The following is a 17,872-nucleotide window of genomic DNA, read 5'->3' on the forward strand; positions in this document are numbered from 1 at the left end:
TTTTTACGCAAAAGTTCACCCTTTCAAGTGATGATTGCATCTTATAATAAGACTTATTAATTCATTCATGGAAGATAATATCCATATACGACTACTGCTGATACGGGAAATACTCAACCGCCTCACCACGGAGGAAAAACAGGAACTGGAAAACATCCTCGCTTCCAACCCCGAAGCCGTACAGCTACGGCAGGAACTTAGCAACATCCCCCGCGAAGAACTGGAAGAATTCATCCAGTCCTTCGACCGCCAGGCCGGCCTCGCCGATGTATACGCCCGCGCCCAAACCCTGCGCAGCAACCGCAAAAAGACGATCATCCGCCGCATCGCCACCGCCACCGCAGCCGCGGCAGCCATCGCAGCAGGCGCCATCATATTCCTCAACCGCCAGCCGGAACAAACTGCCCCGCTCGCACACCAACAAGTTAGCGGCAGCGCCTCTATCACCCTCGAAGATGGAAAGGTCATCGCCCTGAAAGACTCCGGCCTGCAGCAGCACACCGCCTTCCAGAACAATAACCGCGTGCTGGAACTCGGCTCCGATAAAAAAGCAGACCAGGGCTGGAGCATCCTCAACGTGCCCGCCAAGCTGGACTACCAGGTGAAACTGGCCGACGGCAGCCGCGTTTGGCTCAACAGCAAAAGCCGCCTCCGCTTCCGCTTTTCTTATGAAAAGAACGTACGCGAAGTATACCTCGAAGACGGCGAAGCCTTCTTTCAGGTATCCGCCAGCGCGGAAAGCCCCTTCACCGTGCACACGCCGCAAGGCAGCGTGCAGGTGCTCGGTACGGAGTTTAACGTAAACGCCTACACGGAAAATAAGGTCACCACTTCCCTCGTAACCGGTAAGGTCGCCATTCAGTCCGGCATAGACCGGATAGAGCTGCGCCCCGGCCACGAAGCGATCGTGAACGCAGGCGAACCCATCAAAGTGGAAACCTTCGACGCCCGCCGCACCCTCGGATGGCGCCAGGGCATCCATTATTTCGAAAAAGCCAGCATCGCCTCGGTGGCGGTAATGCTCGAAAGATGGTTCGATACCCCCCTTATTATCGATAATCCCGCCGTTGCCAAAGAAAATTTATGGGGCCAGCTCAACCGCAACGAGCCGCTCCAGGTGTTCATAGACCAGGTGAATCTCACTGGGGACGTGCATTTCTACTGGAAAGACGGGGCGCTGCATTGCCGCTGAAACACGCACTGATTGTAACTCTCTCATATTGATTGTTTTATTTTCAGAAATTTTATTTTACTTTGTTGAAAGTTGTAAAATTTCCATTTGTAGTATTACGCGCCCGGTTTTCCAGCCGGGCTTTTTTATGCCCGGAATTCAGTAAATTCATATAGAATTTAACCCCAGCCTTCATGCAACAGGCCCTACCCCAAACTGCCACACCTGCAGCCAAAGCTTCCGGATTTTTCCCGCCACAGGCATCGGGCAATTTTTTTGCGCCTGCAGCAGCGCCCGTGATACAACGCGCTACCCAGCAGGATTGCCTGGATACAGAACGCGGCGTCGTGAATACCGCGGTGGATGCAGCTTTCAACAATATCGTAAGCGCCCTCGCCATCATGGATACTGTGCCGCTGCCGCCCAGCGTAAACAATGCGCTCTTTCTCGCATTCAGGGACAGCAGCGATGCCACGCGCGCATTGGTGCGCGGCAACCTGGTCACACTCAGGGACCGGGTGCGCGGCGCCACCTACGAATGCACCCGCAGCGGCGATGCGGATTTCTCCGGATGTACCAGTCCCAGCGGCGTGGCCAGGGTCGGGTATGCCAGCCACACGGGCTCCGGCGCCACACGGCAGTCTGTCGGCAACATCATGCTGTGTTTCCCGGCATTCAATGATGCAACCCCTGAAAAACGCTCCGGTACTATCATTCACGAGCTGGCGCATTATTACCTCGGTTTAAGCGATACCGGTTATTTTGGCGCGGGATGCGCTGAAACAGGCCGTCCTTCCACCGCTCCCAATGCCTGGCACGAAGATTCAGGCACGGCGGGCGATAACCCCGCCATCCGCCTCAATAATGCAGACAGCTATGCCTGTTTTGTGCACTTCCTCGCCATCATGCCGGCAGCGGATATGCAAGCCCGCGCAGCAGATTACCGTGGAGATAACCTGCATATCACGGCCAGGGGCGGCACATATATTTACACGGAAACGGGCAACGAACAGGAACCTTTGTTCAGTATCGAAGGCGTACCCGGGCTGGAACTGAACCGCCTGCATTCCAGCGGCATGGTATTCCGTTGGGAACTGGAAGTCGGCGGCATCCGCTATGGGATGGAATCGCGGCACGCGGCCTCTGCCAACCTGTTTGACCACTCCAACACGCAGGCGTATGTGGGCCGGAATATAAGAAGATTGCTGGCCGGCGTAAGCTCCGGCACGGTGGTTTGTTATACGCAACTGTTCGATCATCACGACGGCCGCTTTTCACCCACACCCATCGCTACCCGGCTGCCGGTTACCATCCGCCGTGGGCAGGATCCGCTGAATATGCCGCTTTTTCCGTGATCTTCCACTGTTGAAAATGTGGAAATACATCCTCCGCCTGCAAATGAAACCCTACTGCAAGGTCAGGGAAATGCCATCATGCATTTTCAACCGTAAAAAACGAGTTAATGGTGTAATGAGTAGAATATCAAATTTCTTTACATCGAATTTCATGTACTCTGAATTTACCAGATAGGCCGTCAATTATAAATGATGGGATATTAGATGGGCTCTGGGGGCTAGTTCAAATATAATACAACAATAATAGGGCAATTCTGGGTTACATTCATCTTCAATCGGCCAAGCTAGTGGAAAATAAGAGCACAGCCACTGAAAATCATACGACGGGTTGTTAACGACAAAATTTATATTTTTACATGTTTGAGGACCATGATAAGGACGATAGGAAAGCCCTGAACTGTTCATTAATTCACTTAACCTAACATTTGGTCACTTCGGTAAATAAAAGTTTTTAGCATTGCTATCAATTGAAATATAGGCGCTTATACTTTCCACTATTATTGAGAATGAGGGTTTGAATGTATGCATGATATAAGAATCTGTAACAATAAGAACTCTGACCTTTATAAAGATAATACTGCATACTACTGTGTGACAATACTTTAAAAAAGTCTACAGTTGATTAAGAAAACGGCTTAACAAGAAAAAGCACACGTTTTTTTTAAGGCATTACTTACTTTTGTTCTCTTAGCACGAGAGATCTAATTGACCTGTCTTCTAATTTTAAGTCAAATCCAAATCGAGAAAGCTCTCTACCCAACTCCTTATCGTCATTCAAATTTTTTACTTTGAGATAAAAGTCCATTTTGTAAGAAATATTTGTCTCATCGATCACCAGAAAATCTCTTGTTGCATTTCTGTTTAATGCTCTGGAAAGTACAATCACGAATGCTTTCATAGTTGAGCTACTAAGAAAAATACCATTGCTCGTAACTTCTATTGTTGGCAACTGTTCTGCGGATTTAGTCATAATAGGAATAGCGTCAGCTGTATCTTTCCTTCTCAGAATATAGCATGGCCTTATTACTTCCCTTAATTCCCCAACAATGCCCAGTTCTTGCTGGATATCCTGCTTTCTGAACTCATTAAAATACTGTTGATATTCAGCATAATTTTCTGGGTTAACAATATAATCAATAGAATAAACATTATTATCTCTCCATATTTCAAATTCATCTGGATCCTTTGGTGGCTTTAAGTATGATAAAGCATTAGATTCCAGCACGACATTTGAAGTTTTGACTCCATATGAATACGCAATAAACTCAAGTATACTTAGACCATTAAGCGAAATCCCTATTTGTTTCCCTGTTACAGAATCTTTGAGAGGATGATATAACCCTTTGGTCCGCTCCTCTTCTGTGTTGCCCAGTTTTCTAATTTTTGAGAAATATTCTCTCCCATTCCAAATATGAGAATTTAACCGAGTTTTAATAATACTAAAACTTTCGTCATCGACATCTACTTTCATCGCAACTGAAGTTGATTCTAATTCTCCAGAGGCCAGGACTGAATCTATCATGCCTTGAGATATTGTGTTTGACGTCGCGATAAATTGACCCTTTTCATTAAACCAGACACAATAAGGAACAAACTGATGAGGATACATTTTGTGTAGTACTTTGTCACCTAGGGCAAACGGAAGGGATGATTCCTTTATAATTTGAGATTTGACTTTGAGCTTTTGAAATACCTCATATGAGTCCATTGTAACTGGCAAAATGAAGACTTTGTCTCTATAAATTGTATTAAAATATTCAACTTTAGGAAATGATGCAATGCAGCTACCGCACCCTCTGCTCCAGAAATCAAGCACTACTATCTTACCTCGTAAATCTGACAATTTCAATGATGATGTCGTATGGTTTACCATATTTGTAATAGTAATATCCGGGAGATTGCTCCCTTTTTGGGCGGCACTTGTATATTTAACCTGGGCGGTTAGTGTGAGAAAAAAAAACAAAAAAATATTTACAAATACTACAAACATTCGCATGATTCTGCACTTATTTGATTGAAAAATATTAAGCTATTTTAATAAGATAGAAATCACATGATTAAGGCTATCTCTTAAATTGCCACCATTCAAGCCTGGCCTTATCATTAAAGCACTGCTAAAATAATCTGCTGAAATTACTTTACTTTTACTGTCAACTAATATGTATCCTGGAATTGCATCCATTTTTAAGATATTTGACCTGGCATCCACTAAATTATCAATGGTTTGTATCCAGGGGGCTTTATCTTCGAGCATTGCTTTTTTCCAAGCAGAATGGCTTTTATCAATAGATATGCCCACAATCCCAAAGCCTTTTGCATTAAAATCATTATAAACATTTATTAACCTAGGAACTTCCGCCCTACAAGGCCTGCACCAGCTTGCCCAAAAATCTATCAGTGTGAATTTATTCCTAGAAGTTATATTATGCAATGTTTCTATTTTCCCATTTGATGTCGTAATCTGGAAATCAGGAAGCACCGATCCAACTAATCCACTTTTATAAAAATCCTTATATTTCAGCCTTCTTTCAACTTCTTGCCCTAATTGTACACCATATCGAGTTGCTTTTGAAGCGTTGGACAAACTATTGTATACCAATTCCAGTTCTTTTTCATTGTAAGTGTGAACCATTCTCAGAATGAGGTTTGGAATATAAAGCGAATTAGGGTGTTTCTTGACAAACTCCTTGTAAAGCATAACAGAGGTATCACCCTTTTCTGAAGGTATACCCATAACTTCCATATATTCTTTCTGAGAATTTGACCCCTCAAGATTTAGATTGTTTAATTTGTCAATGTCCCCTGTCACAATCATTTCTTTATTCTCTAGCCATAACGCATTACTAAATTTTTCCCTCCCATTTACAATAAAATTAAAAAAGTAAAAATCTGCTCCGCCTTTAACATTTCCAGAAAATTCAAACTCCCCATTTTTACTCTTAGTCATTCCGACAGTGTCCTGATTTAGAAGCAGGCATACAGTTGTTTCATCAGGAATTCCATTAATTTTCGCTTTTAATATGAAATTTGGTTGTTTTTGAGAAAAACTAAATCCCATTAATACTACTAAAACAAACGTGTAGAGGACTAAAATATTTAGATACCGCAACATACATACTAATTTAATTTATATAATTGTACTCTATTCTCATTTATAAGATGCATAAACCTCTAAAAGAGGTGAAGGGAATGTCTTTTTTAGAATCTATTTAATTTTGCATGTTGACCGGTAAATATTATTCAATACGTTACTGTATACAAAAACTCTTAGTCGCCAACGTGTGTAAAACGTGGTTCTAGTACATGATCTCTGCTCATATTCAATGCCACGTGAAGCTGTTTCTGTTCAGTCTAAGCCAACAGCCTTTTCTAGAAGTTTGAACACCAAAAATTAATCTCACCTGACATTACATATTCCTGAATGTCTATCGCTCATACCGAAAAGAAGTCAATCAAACAGGTCTGTTTGCCTCCCAGTTAACCACCAACCTGCTAGAATTTATGCTTATGTACTAACCGACCCGTAGGCGGATCACGCCTTTTTTTCCTTTACAGATATTCACAGAGGTTCTTTTGTGGCCTTTTTCGACGAACTTAAAAGACACAACCCTTCACTATCCCAGCATGAAGCAAACAAAGATGGCAACCCTTTTTAACAAAATTCATCCTGCAACAGTCTCAGCCCCCACTCTCCCTCACTCCTTCTTCCCCCCATCCCTCACCCTCACCACCGCCAGCTTAAACGACAACGCCATCAGCTCAAGAAACGACTTCTCCGAAAACCGCTCATCATTCCGCATCTGGAACGCGGCGATAGCGGCCGACAGCACTAAACAACTTGCAACAACCAACGGCAATACGAACCCGCAAAAATACCATACAGCAGCCAAACTTGCCAGTAGCACAATGGCCGTAAACAGGTAAAAGCTACCCGACGGCCAGGGATTATTATTCTTTTTCATGGGAGAATTATTAATGTTTGTAATGTTCTGAACAGTTGTTTTATTGGAAAGCTCCAGCCGGGCCTCATCCTTATCAAGCACCTTCACGTCCGTCCCGCAAAAGCAAATGATGCGGTAACCTGGCAGGTAAGGGTACTTTTTCCAGTATTGATGGCTGCCCACAATTACCGCCGGAGCATGGCGCGTGGCCGAGGCTACCCTTAAGTACATTTCCTCTTCGCTGGCGTCTTCAGGGATATCCACCTCGACGATTTCGAATGAACTGCCGTTCCGCGTCATATAGTCCAGCCACCGGAACAGGTCCTCGTTGGTTTCAGCAAGCTTTTGGTAATGTTTCAGCAAAACCTTTTTATCGTCCATTGCCGCCTTATGCTCACTCTCAGGATTGGCAAACTGGAAAAAGACGCCCAGGAGGTGACTTTTATGCGCCGGTTCGCTAACCCTGTCGATATAATCGATCGATAACGTATAAACTGCCATTAACTCTGAATTATTGGTTCTTTAAAAATTCAAACACATCCGCCGCTAAATCGCCCGTATAAAAATCCTTGGGCCAGTCGAAAGCGCCCTTTTCTCCAATGTCTATTTTCTTAATGGTGGTACATTCACAATCCGCCTCCTGCTCCACGTAGTAGATCGCCACCTGGCCGGCATGCACCGTGCCTTCGGAGATCCTTCTCCGCAGGCGCTTCAGTAGGTACTCGCTGTGCGTTTCTATTACGAGGAACCGGCCTTCGGCGCTTCGCTCGTTTTTCCGGATGGCAATGTCGATGAACAGGTCCGCCAGGTCTGCCTGCATCTTGGGGTGCAGGTGGATCTCCGGCTGCTCTATCAGGGTGATGCTGCCTTCTTTGGACAAAAAACCCTGTATGATCACGGGCAATATCTGCGATACGCCGAAACCCACGTCCGTGATGTCCAGGTCCAGGGAGTTCTGGTTGACCCATATCTGGTGGATCACGTCTTTAATAGGCCCTACGTTGATCTTCAGGTTGAAGCGTTTAAACCAGTTGTTCACACTGTCCTTTAGGTTGCTGTTGTCTTTCAGGATCTCGGCGATCGCCTCCCCGTCCAGCGTATCCAGGAACTTATTCACCTTGGCCTTGTCCAGGAAATAATACCGCTTGGGATGCGCCCGCAGCGGGCTTACGTAGTTGATGCGCTGGGAGTTGAAAGACTGCTGCAGGCAAGAGAACACTTCAGACACGATATTCCTGAAAGACACGCACAGCAGGGAGTTCATCTTATCCGGCATATCCGTGTTCTCAATGAAGGAAAACACGGTCCTGTCGCTTTTAAAGCTGTTTTTCAGCTCGGCCTTCTGTTTTTCATGGATGCCGCGGAAATCGATCAGGTCGCTGGATATAAAATCATCCGCCGGCGCGTCCAGATCAATATTGGCGATCTCGACGTTGCCGATATGCAGCTTGCACCGCCTGATCTTCAGCACGCTTTCGCTGTATTTAAAATCGTACTCGATCCTCACTTTCTCCGAATTTTCAATGCCCTGCAGCTTTTTAAAGAAATCAAAGGCCTTCAGCAGCTCATCCTTATCGGAAAGCAATGCCTTCCTGATGGTATTCCGCAGGTCAGATGCCGTGGCAGCGATGTCTTTAACGATGGCTTTGTTCCTGGATATGATCTCATAACTTCTCTTCACAAGGTTTTCAATGGCCTCCCGTGTGATCTGGCCCCTCTTCCAGGTCAGCAGTTCCGTGATCATCTTTGTGCTCTTTTCCTTCTCTTTCCCGGGCCTGTCGGTAGCCGGCAGCCGCGCGATCACGAAATAACAAATGGTCATCAGCTCGTCCAGGAACTTATCCCCTTCGCGGTTCAGCACATCGCCTATCGAAGATTCGTTAAAATTGAATTCCAGGTGAAGCGCGTTCTTATTGTCTTTTTTCCTGAACAGGTTAATGCCTTCGCCCAGGCTGAAAAATGGCCCGTGCAGCTTCAGCGCCGATTTATAATTCTCGGCAAGCGCGGTTTCCTGCAGCATCAGGAAAAGCTGCAACAGGCTGCTTTTCCCCACGCTGTTCGCCCCCAGCAATATGGTCAGCGGTTTTACTTCTATATTCCCCTCACGGAATGCTTTGTAGTTTTGAAACTTAACTTTTGTTAACATACATTTTTAATATTTATAATGAATAAACCCGGGATCAGCCGGGGAATAGCATCCCCTTTTACCTGGTGTTAAACTACAGGTAGCCATCCGCCTAATATTTCAGGCAAAACCTTCCCTTTTCAAACAATTTTCTTTGTTTGTCGGGACTGGTATTGTTTTTTGTGTGATTTACATAAAAGAGAAGTTTGTGAAAGATGAACCCGGAAGGTTCTGATTTAAACCTGTGATGATGATGGTGTATGCTCTGCGCTGCTGAAGGTTGAATAACCTTCATGGCTGGTTGTTACGCCTGTAGGAAGGGCGTTTTTAACTGGTTAGTTCTTTTCAATAAAAATCATTTAAAACGGTTAGTTCATGATATTTCTTTCAAAATCCTTTAACTACGAATTTGATTTCATGTCCTCAATGGATTGCAACAAGTTCCGCCTAAATTAAAGACAAGAAATTAATTAAAAAGGGTGAAGGGGTTCTATCAGTTTGAGTGGAATTCACTCGTTTTATTACAAAAAAATATTCTGCCCTGCATAAAAGTATCGATCATCATTTCCCGGTCATTTTTCCTCACCCCGTTACCCCGCCACAAGTCAGGTTTACCACCACACCCGTCACCGCCCCGGCTTTCCCCGACGCAAAAAATACCGCGGCGTTCCCTACGTCTTCCAGCGAAGTGTTCTTGCCTAAAGGCGGTTTCTCAGAAAACAGCTCATCCAAAGTCTTCCCCATCAGCTTCGCCCTGAAACCGAACACTTCTCTCGCATGCGAACCTAAGGAAGTGGTTTCCGGGATCGCATCCGGCCGCAGGCAGATCACCCGTATGCCGTGCGGCGCCAGCTCCCCGGCCAGCTGCAGGCTCAGGGCTTCCACCGTAGCATTAGACACGCTGAAGCCGCCGGAAACGGAAGTATACAGTTTAGAACCCGGTGTTGTGAGCGTGAACAGCACGCCGGAACGCTGAGGCATCATCACGCGGGCCGCTGCCGTGGAAGTGATGAAATTCCCCCTCGCATAAGTGACAACGGGTAACTCAAAATCTTCCGCAGACAGCTCCGCCAGCGGGATGCCCTGCACATGGTACACGCCAACCGCATTAAAAGAAATATCCAGCTTCCCCTCGCGTTCCATGACGCTTGAGAGATGTTTATCCACCGCGGCCGCATCCAGCACATCTACCACACCGGTGGCGGCAAAACCGCCGGCTTTGGTGATCCGCTCCGCCACTGCGTTCAATTTTGCTTCCGTACGCCCGGCCAGGTACACGCGGGCCCCCGCGGCGGCAAATGCCTCGGCGGCCGCGCTGCCCAATGCACCGCCGCCGCCATAGATCACAGCTGTCTTGTTATGAAGTTCCATGGGATGTTTTTGTGGCTAAAGTTCAGCATTTGCATCGCTATCATACGGGGGGATTAGGGACAATCACCAGGCGAAATACGCCATGATATCCGGCAAGCTCATCGTGAAACCACCACAACAGGGTAATTTCACCGCTGTTTTGGGTAATATTTCCCAATACCGCATAAACACATAGGATTAACTTCATGGTTTAAACATCGGATTATGCGTTTATTCTTTATCCTCCTGTTCTGCACCTCCATGGCTGCCGCGCAGGAACGCTTCCAGCCCTCATGGCCTTCGCTGGAGCAATATTCCACGCCTGAATGGTTCCGCGATGCGAAATTCGGCATATTCATCCACTGGGGTGTTTACGCCGTGCCTGCATTCGGCAACGAATGGTATCCCCGCAATGTATACCGCAAAGACTCCCGCGAATACAAACACCATGTGGAAAAATACGGGCCCCTGGACAAGTTCGGCTACAAGGACTTCATCCCTATGTTCAAAGCGGAAAAGTTCGACGCCAACGCCTGGGCTGAGCTCTTCAAACAATCCGGCGCGAAATACATCGTACCGGTAGCTGAGCACCACGACGGCTTCGCGATGTACAATACGGCGCTTTCCAAATGGAATGCGGTGGAAATGGGCCCCAAAAGGGATATCGTCGGCGAGCTGGCCACAGCTGTCCGCAAGCAGGGACTGATCTTCGGGCTATCATCGCACCGCATCGAACATTGGTGGTTCATGAACGGCGGCAGGAAATTCAATTCCGATGTGAACGACCCGAAATATGCAGACTTCTACGGCCCCGCCCATGAAGAAACCGAAACCATGAGCCCGGAATTTATGAACGACTGGCTGATGCGCTGCACGGAACTGGTGGAAAAATACCAGCCCCAGCTCTTCTGGTTCGACTGGTGGATTGAGCAGCCAGCGCTGGAGCCCTGGCGCAAAAGTTTCGCCGCCTATTATTACAACAAAGGCCTGGAATGGAAAAAGGGCGTAGTGATCAATTACAAAAATGATATCTCCTTCAAACCAAAAGCCGCCGTGCTGGACCTGGAACGCGGCAAGCTGGATGAAATACGCCAGCTGCCCTGGCAAACAGACGATGCGCTGGGCAACAAATCCTGGGGATACACGATCGACAACGATTTTAAATCACCACATTACATTATCACCCACCTCGTAGATATCGTCAGCAAGAACGGCAACCTCCTGCTCAATATCGGCCCGCGGCCGGACGGCACTATCACCGAACAGGAAACCGCCATCCTGCAGGCAACCGGCAAATGGCTGGCCATCAACGGCGAAAGCATCTACGGTACCCGCCCATGGAAGGTTTCCGGGGAAGGCCCCACCAAATCCGCCAAAGGCCCCTTCGCCGATCAGAAAGAAGCATTTACTGCCAAAGACCTCCGCTTCACAAAGAAAGGAGACACGCTGTATATGATCACGCTCGGCATTCCCACTGCGCCCATTTCAGTGAAAGCACTGGCTGCCGGCAGCGGCAATATTACCGGCATTACTTTACTGGGCAGCAACGAAACGGTCCGCTGGAAACAGCAGCCGGGCCAGCTGGTGATCCAGCCCGCAACCGCGTACCCCGCAGAGCATGCAGCTGCATACAGGATCATTCTCAGTAATGCGAAATGACTGATACAGGAACAATGAAATATTACATGGAACTGCGGGGCTAGTGGGTAGAACAACGAAGCAAAAAAGCCCGTCATTGCGAGGAGCCGCAGAGCCAAAGCAGGGGCGCGACGAAGCAATCTCTTATGCTGGATTGATATACATCAATGTTAGGAGATTGCTTCGTCGCGTTTTCTGTCGCACAGGATGCCCTGTTGCTCCTCGCAATGACGGGTTTTTCCAATCGCAATGACGGACATCATTCCGCAAACACCGATCTGCAATACTGCTGCGGCGTTTTACCCGTATGTTTTTTAAATATCCTGTGGAAAGAAGTATAATCGCTGAACCCGCTGTCAAAGCATATCTCCTTGATGGAAAGCCTGCTCTCCATCAGCAATTTACAGGCAGCTCCCACTCTTACCTCGCTCAGGAATTGCAGGTACGTTTTCCCCGTTTTTGATTTGAAATACCGGCAGAAGGAATTTTCGCTCATCGCGGCAATGCCTGCTACTTCGGCCAGCGGCAGCGTGTCGCGGAAGTTGCGGAAGATATGGTCGAATACGCGGTTGATGCGGTCGCTGCCCGTCCTGGGGTCCAGGTCGGGGCTGAAGCCGGGGGAAGCCAGCTCGGTTACATCCGGGTTGGCGGATAATTTCGCAAGGCACCGGAGCAAGGCGATGATCCGCTCGATGCCGTCCGTTTCCATTATCTGGGTTATTTCCGCTGCAATAGCGGCGGATGAATGCTCGGGCACATGCAGTCCGCGCCTGGCGCGCTGCACCACCCCGCGCAAAGCCGCTGCTTCGGGAATGTCCAGGAAACCGCCGCCGAGGCAGGTCTCTTTAAAATGGATCACGGTGGAATAAGGCGCCTGGCTGTCTTCTTCGCTCCCGCTCTCGTACCGCCAGAAATGCGGGAGGTTGGAGCCTACCAATACGATGCCCCCTTTGGAAAACGGCCGGATGTCGTCGCCTACAAATTGCATGCCCTGGCCTTTCTGGAACCAGATCAGCTCCAGCTCCTCGTGGTAATGCCAGCTGCTGTTGATGTTCGGCAGCATGTCGCGGCGGGCGCTGAATGAATGTATCTCCCGGGTCGGCACTTTTAAGAGAGCTGGCTTCATACGGGTTGTTTTAAACGTGGATCACAAATATATCACTTTGTGAAATACTCATGCATGAACAGCAACTGGTACAACACGGCATTGCTCCAGTATTGCCAGTTATGCGCGCCGGGCCGCGTGATGAAATCATGCGGGATGTTCCGGTATTGCAACTGCTCATGCAGGTTCAGGTTCACTTTGTAAAAAAAATCATCGTAACCGCAGTCTATCATCAAAGCAAGCCTGTTCGGCGCCAGCAGGTGCAGCTGGTTGATGACGGTATGCGATTCCCAGCGCGCGGGTTCTTTGTCGTATGTGCCAAGGCGGTCGGCCATGTCCCAGTTATTGGGAAAAGGCCTGATGTCTACCCCGCCGCTCATGCTGCCGGCGGCGCCGTATACATCCTGGTGGCGGATGGCCAGGTACAGCGCGCCATGGCCGCCCATGCTCAGGCCGGTAATGGCGCGGCCTTTCCGGTTAGGGATGGTTTTGTAGTGCTCATCTATCCAGCTCACCAGTTCTTTGGACACATAGGTTTCATATTGGAAAGAAGGATCCGCGGGACTGTCCCAATACCAGCTGCCGAAGCCGCCGTCCGGGCAAACGATCAGCATGTTCAGCTGGTCGGCCTGTTCCTGCACGGCTTTCACTTTGGTCACCCAATCGGTATAATTGCCGCTGTAGCCATGCAGCAGATACACCACGGGTAACGCTTTGCTGCCGTCGTAGCCTGCGGGTTTTATCACCACAGCTTTGATGTTTTTCTTCATGGCCTGGCTGTAGGTATTTACGGTGTCTACCGAAGCGGCCAGCACTGCCTGCGCCTGCAGGATAAGGATCAATGCCAGTAAGCGGAAAGCCTTTTTTAGATTTTTCATGATGGGTTCGGATGTTCTGGCTATCAAGATACACAAATCATGGAATGGCTGCAACGTTGTCGCCCGGGTTATCGTCAGGAATATACCCGTAGGGGTCTATGGCCGCCGCGGCAGGCTTTTGGTCCAGCAGCAGGGTGAGTATGGAAGCCTTTCCGGTGAAGCGGTGCATCTTTTCATAAATGGGCTTGCCCAGCGGGGCTGAGGCGGCAAATATGCCGATGGGAAGCAGGTCATTGGCCGGCCCGCCGTTCCGCAGGGTATTCACTTTCAGCACGAGTTTATATTTCCCGTTCACCGGCTCGCAGCTTACGATGCTGATACCCAGTGAATAGGTGACCGCTTCCTGTAAGCAGGTATGGATCAGCTGCATTTCTTCCGGCGTGGCATTCAGCGATAGTTCCTTCACGAGCTCTTCCGCCCGGCTGGCTTTGGTGGCCAGGGCGCGGCGCAGGGCGGCGTTTACGCGTTGTTCCCCGAGGGTTTCTTTCAGGCGGTACATGGCCAGGCCGCCTTTCTGGTAAGCCACATGCGGCGATCCGTCCGTTTGCACCAGCGGCAGCTCTTCGCCGGCAAAGCTGCGCACGTACATATACCACCGGTTGTCTGCCAGCAGGTAATTGCGCAGCTGCATTTTGCCCCGCGACCGCTCCAGCACCATAGCTTCCGTATATTTTGCCAGCGATTCCGTGAGGAACTTGGACCCTGCTGTATCCGCAGGCACCAGCTGCATGGCCCACCATTGATGCGATACTTCATGCGCGGTGGTGGCATAAGCGAAATTCACTTTCCCCGTGTCGCGGAAATCGCCTTTGAAGTTCAGGCGCTCCGCGGAGAATATCACGCCGGGATAAGCGGTAGCCGCCCCCCTGTATTGCGGCACCTGCGCCACGGTGCAGTACCGCAGCGGGTAAGGGCTGAACTGTTCGTTGCAGTAATCCAGCGCGTCTTTCATGGCCTGCATAAGCGAGGGCACATTTGTATTATCCCCGGACTGGTAATACACACGCAGGTCAACGCCTTTCCAGGTTTCCCGCAGCAGCGTATACCGCGCGGCGCTGAAGGCGAACATCTGCGTTACCGGTTGTGTGGTCTTGTAATGAAAATAATGCCGCCCTTTAGAGGTCCAGTCCTTCAGTAACGCGCCTGTAGTGACCACCTGCTGGCCTTCGGCAACGGAGATGACCGTCTCGAAATCCATTTTCTCGGGTACGGTGGCTGCACCCATCTGCAACCTGGCAGGCAGGCCCAGTTTTTTCCGTTCCGTGGAATCTTCCAGCGCCAGCCCCGCGTTGAACCCGAACCAGGGAAGATATTTTTCCAGCTCCACGTATGACCCGTCCGGCACAATGGAATGCTCGTTGTTGAAAGGCAGGAAGCTGCCGCGGTTCACGTCCGTACTGAATTCCAGTGCCATGGTATCCCCCGGCAGCAGGGGCTTTGGCAGCTTTATCCAGGATTGGTTATGCCCCGCGGACCGTGTTTCCCCTTTGAATTGCAGCGAGGTCACTTCCGGGTGCGCGCCCGCCAGCAGTTGTGTGATCGTGGCGCCCGTCTTATTGACAAGGCGGTACGATCCTTTTACTGAATAACGGCCTTCTTCGGGATAAATATCTGTTGCCGTGCGCACAGAAATTATATCCGGCTGCGGCATGTTTTTATACCGGGCAAATTGTTTTTCATATTCGCCTTTCCATTGAACAGCATCGTAACTGCCATCCTGTTTGGAATAAATGAAAGCGCCCGCGGCCAGCGCCACCAGCAGGCAGGGAATGGCAAGGAACGCCACACGCTCTCCCGTTCTGCGCGTCCTTTTCCAGAGAGCGGCGGAAAGGAATACCAGCATCATGGCAAAAGCTCCCCAATACAACATGTACCAGTTGAATGCCTTCGCATAATGCCCCACACCGTTCATGGATGAATATTCCAGCTCCGGCGTCACCGCGTAGCGGAACAGGTAATTCTCTACTCCCAGTCTGCGGCTGTACAGGATCAAACCCGCGGCCAGCAAGCCCGCCAGCATGCCGGTGTATTTGTGCGGGATCAGTGTCTGGATGAACACCGCCAACGCGCCGAACAGCAGCAAAGGCAGCCCGCAGTAATAATACATGGAAAAATATACCGGCAGCTCCGCCCTGAAATATCCATGACTCCATTGCAAACCCAATCCCAGCAGTATGTTCAGGCTGATCAGCACCACGATCACCACCGCCAGCACGGCCAGCTGCACCAGTGGGAACAGCAGGTTCCTCACCGGTGTGGCGTATAACAGCGCATGCATATTCGCGGCCCGTTCCCGTCTTACCAGTTCCGCCGCGCAAAAAATAACCAGCAATACCGCCGGCCTCAATGCTCCCAGTTCCTCCACGATAATGCCCGTAACGGGATACAGCGAGGACCCGAACATTCCCTGGAAGAGCGCATCATTCAATTCAATGCCCATCAGCAATGCCCACAGCGCCAGCATGGCCGCCAGCGGTATATTCTTCAGCATCGCCGCCGCTTCCAGCTTAAACTGCACCCAGCTTGTGCGCAGGTCATACCCCGTATACTCCGGCTGCAAAGGCCGGTACGCTGCCGTTGCAACAACCGGTTCAGCAACAAGTTTCCTGCTGCCAGCTTTCGACAGCTGCGGCCGGAATGAAAATAATTTATACGCCACCAAAAGCAGGAGAATAGACGCGCCGGTCCATAGGATGCGGTTCAGCAGGAAAACGCCTTCCGCCGGGAACAATTGTGTATTCCGCTGCGCGTCCGTCCAGCCGCGGGTATCGCCGAAAAACGCCGCCAGCCCGAAAGGATCGAGCAAAGCAGGAAGCGCGGAACCCGCCGGGCCGGAGTTCGCCATCATCGGGGAATTGCCCAGCACGGAACCCAGCATGTACAGCATATACAACAGCACGCCCGCTACATACACGGCTTTCGTACTCCGGGTCAGCAAAGCGGCAGCAAATACCAGCCCGCAGCCCAGCAGGATATTCGGCAAACCAAACAGCAGCAAGGGTTGCAGGAAATACGCCCAGTTAAATGGCGACAACTTTGCAGGCCCCACGAAAAAACATCCCAGGCACAGGCCCAGCAAAGCCAGGCACAGCAAGGCAAACACGGCCAGCAGCAAACCGGCGAACCGGCTGATAAAATAAACCGGCTTGCTGAGCGGCGTCGTAAAAATGAACTGTTCCGTGCGGTGCGCCGTGTCGCGCAGCACCACGTTGGCGCAGAACACAACGCTGGCAAAGATCGCGGACAGCGACAGGATGCTTACCAGCATCGTCACCACGTAAGGCCCGTTTACATGTACGCCGCTGCCGAAATTCCCGAACACGGCCAACGCGCCCAGTACGAAAAATATAGCCGCAGCGCCCAGGAAGCTCAGCTGTTTCAGGTGATAACGGCATTCGAACCGCAGGAGTTGCGCTAACATATCACTGCCTCCTTTTCCTTTAACGCTGAAAAATATACTTCTTCGAGGCCTGCTTCGTACGGCTCAAATCCTTCGCCAGGGCAGTGTTCAGACCATACATGCAATTGCATGCGCCCCGCCAGCAGCCTGGTAGACAATACCGTGAATGCCGCAGAATATTCCGCCAATGTTTCTTTCCGGATCGTTTTTCTCCAGACCTTCCCTTCCAGCAAACCGGTGAGCGCCGCAGGCCTTCCCTGCAGGATGATCTTCCCGCCGGCCAGCACAGCCATTTGCGGGCAGAGGTCCCGCACATCTTCCACGATATGCGTGGAAAGGATCACCACGATCTGCTCGCCGATCTCGCTCAGCAGGTCGTGGAAGCGGTTGCGTTCTTCAGGGTCCAGGCCCGCCGTAGGCTCGTCGGCTATGATCAGCTGCGGGTTGCCCAGCAAAGCCTGCGCAATGCCGAACCGCTGCCGCATGCCGCCGGAAAATGTGCTCACGGCCTGTTTCCTGACATGATAAAGATTGGTTTGCTGCAACAGCGCCTGCACCTGCTCTTTCCGCGCACGCGGCTGCAGCAGGCCTTTCAGCACGGCCATATGTTCCAGCAGGTCCTGCGCGGATATTTTCGGGTACACGCCAAAGTCCTGCGGAAGGTAACCCAGCTGCCGGCGCATAGCCTGCGGGTTGGCCAGGATGTCCGTATCATCAAAACGGATCGTGCCGCCATCCGGCTGCTGCAGGGTGGCAATGGTGCGCATAAGCGTGGACTTCCCCGCGCCGTTGGGACCCAGCAGCCCGAACATCCCGTTCGGTATGCTGAGGCTGACCCCGCTCAGCGCCTTCACGCCGCGGGCATATTGTTTATCAAGGTTCCGGATGTGCAGTCTTTCCATAGTTTCC

12 protein-coding genes are annotated in these 17,872 nt (G+C 50.2%); 3 read left to right on the top strand and 9 right to left on the bottom strand.

All coding sequences use genetic code 11. The annotated features are described in order from the left end of the window. Window positions 1-67 precede the first annotated feature (67 nt). Together R3I13_RS02695 and R3I13_RS02700 are read left to right on the top strand one after the other, a co-directional pair. Window positions 68-1,192: a FecR domain-containing protein gene (locus R3I13_RS02695; RefSeq protein WP_346316377.1), complete on the top strand. Its 1,125-nt coding sequence runs from the start codon at window positions 68-70 to the stop codon at window positions 1,190-1,192. Window positions 1,193-1,365: 173 nt separating this feature from the next. Beyond that, window positions 1,366-2,526, top strand: a complete 1,161-nt coding sequence (locus R3I13_RS02700; protein WP_346316378.1) for a hypothetical protein — start codon at window positions 1,366-1,368, stop codon at window positions 2,524-2,526. Between the two features lie 673 nt (window positions 2,527-3,199). Here the strand turns inward: R3I13_RS02700 and R3I13_RS02705 are convergent. The 5 genes from R3I13_RS02705 to R3I13_RS02725 form a co-directional block, all read right to left on the bottom strand. Beyond that, on the bottom strand, window positions 3,200-4,522 hold the full coding sequence (locus R3I13_RS02705) for a redoxin family protein (protein ID WP_346316379.1): 1,323 nt from the start codon (window positions 4,520-4,522) through the stop codon (window positions 3,200-3,202). 33 nt (window positions 4,523-4,555) lie between these two features. Continuing rightward, on the bottom strand, window positions 4,556-5,638 hold the full coding sequence (locus R3I13_RS02710; RefSeq protein ID WP_346316380.1) for a TlpA disulfide reductase family protein: 1,083 nt from the start codon (window positions 5,636-5,638) through the stop codon (window positions 4,556-4,558). A 583-nt stretch (window positions 5,639-6,221) separates the two neighbouring features. Continuing rightward, a complete protein-coding gene (locus R3I13_RS02715; protein ID WP_346316381.1) occupies window positions 6,222-6,968 on the bottom strand; it encodes a hypothetical protein in 747 nt (248 codons plus the stop codon). Window positions 6,969-6,978: 10 nt separating this feature from the next. Continuing rightward, window positions 6,979-8,613 (bottom strand): AAA family ATPase, encoded by a 1,635-nt coding sequence (locus R3I13_RS02720; RefSeq protein ID WP_346316382.1) that lies wholly within the window; start codon window positions 8,611-8,613, stop codon window positions 6,979-6,981. A 561-nt stretch (window positions 8,614-9,174) separates the two neighbouring features. Beyond that, complete coding sequence (locus tag R3I13_RS02725; RefSeq protein WP_346316383.1) at window positions 9,175-9,963, bottom strand: SDR family oxidoreductase; 789 nt, start codon at window positions 9,961-9,963, stop codon at window positions 9,175-9,177. 204 nt (window positions 9,964-10,167) lie between these two features. On the opposite strand from R3I13_RS02725, the gene R3I13_RS02730 reads away from it, so the two are divergent. Beyond that, window positions 10,168-11,601, top strand: coding sequence for an alpha-L-fucosidase (locus R3I13_RS02730; RefSeq protein WP_346316384.1), 1,434 nt, complete (start codon window positions 10,168-10,170; stop codon window positions 11,599-11,601). A 238-nt stretch (window positions 11,602-11,839) separates the two neighbouring features. On the opposite strand, the gene R3I13_RS02735 is transcribed toward R3I13_RS02730, so the two are convergent. From R3I13_RS02735 to R3I13_RS02750, 4 genes are read right to left on the bottom strand one after another with little or no spacing between them, the layout of a single operon-like run. After that, window positions 11,840-12,706 carry an AraC family transcriptional regulator gene (locus R3I13_RS02735; protein ID WP_346316385.1) on the bottom strand — a complete coding sequence of 289 codons (867 nt, stop codon included), beginning with the start codon at window positions 12,704-12,706 and terminating at the stop codon, window positions 11,840-11,842. Window positions 12,707-12,738: 32 nt separating this feature from the next. Further along, the gene (locus R3I13_RS02740) at window positions 12,739-13,563 is read right to left on the bottom strand and encodes an alpha/beta hydrolase family protein (protein ID WP_346316386.1); all 825 of its coding nucleotides are present in this window, start codon (window positions 13,561-13,563) and stop codon (window positions 12,739-12,741) included. 37 nt (window positions 13,564-13,600) lie between these two features. Further along, window positions 13,601-16,984 (bottom strand): M1 family aminopeptidase, encoded by a 3,384-nt coding sequence (locus R3I13_RS02745; RefSeq protein ID WP_346316387.1) that lies wholly within the window; start codon window positions 16,982-16,984, stop codon window positions 13,601-13,603. Then, window positions 16,978-17,865 (bottom strand): ABC transporter ATP-binding protein, encoded by an 888-nt coding sequence (locus R3I13_RS02750; RefSeq protein ID WP_346316388.1) that lies wholly within the window; start codon window positions 17,863-17,865, stop codon window positions 16,978-16,980. The genes R3I13_RS02745 and R3I13_RS02750 overlap by 7 nt, the downstream gene beginning before the upstream one ends. Between the last annotated feature and the right edge of the window lie 7 nt (window positions 17,866-17,872).

Origin of the sequence: Chitinophaga sp. YIM B06452, assembly GCF_039655965.1 — a bacterium.
In the GTDB taxonomy this organism is placed as follows: Bacteria; Bacteroidota; Bacteroidia; order Chitinophagales; family Chitinophagaceae; genus Chitinophaga.

Bases quoted from the DNA above. Each gene is read 5' to 3' on its own strand.
- R3I13_RS02695 (WP_346316377.1), top strand. From the start codon at position 68: ATGGAAGATAATATCCATATACGACTACTGCTGATACGGGAAATACTC.
- R3I13_RS02700 (WP_346316378.1), top strand. From the start codon at position 1,366: ATGCAACAGGCCCTACCCCAAACTGCCACACCTGCAGCCAAAGCTTCC.
- R3I13_RS02705 (WP_346316379.1), bottom strand. From the start codon at position 4,522: ATGCGAATGTTTGTAGTATTTGTAAATATTTTTTTGTTTTTTTTTCTC.
- R3I13_RS02710 (WP_346316380.1), bottom strand. From the start codon at position 5,638: ATGTTGCGGTATCTAAATATTTTAGTCCTCTACACGTTTGTTTTAGTA.
- R3I13_RS02715 (WP_346316381.1), bottom strand. From the start codon at position 6,968: ATGGCAGTTTATACGTTATCGATCGATTATATCGACAGGGTTAGCGAA.
- R3I13_RS02720 (WP_346316382.1), bottom strand. From the start codon at position 8,613: ATGTTAACAAAAGTTAAGTTTCAAAACTACAAAGCATTCCGTGAGGGG.
- R3I13_RS02725 (WP_346316383.1), bottom strand. From the start codon at position 9,963: ATGGAACTTCATAACAAGACAGCTGTGATCTATGGCGGCGGCGGTGCA.
- R3I13_RS02730 (WP_346316384.1), top strand. From the start codon at position 10,168: ATGCGTTTATTCTTTATCCTCCTGTTCTGCACCTCCATGGCTGCCGCG.
- R3I13_RS02735 (WP_346316385.1), bottom strand. From the start codon at position 12,706: ATGAAGCCAGCTCTCTTAAAAGTGCCGACCCGGGAGATACATTCATTC.
- R3I13_RS02740 (WP_346316386.1), bottom strand. From the start codon at position 13,563: ATGAAAAATCTAAAAAAGGCTTTCCGCTTACTGGCATTGATCCTTATC.
- R3I13_RS02745 (WP_346316387.1), bottom strand. From the start codon at position 16,984: ATGTTAGCGCAACTCCTGCGGTTCGAATGCCGTTATCACCTGAAACAG.
- R3I13_RS02750 (WP_346316388.1), bottom strand. From the start codon at position 17,865: ATGGAAAGACTGCACATCCGGAACCTTGATAAACAATATGCCCGCGGC.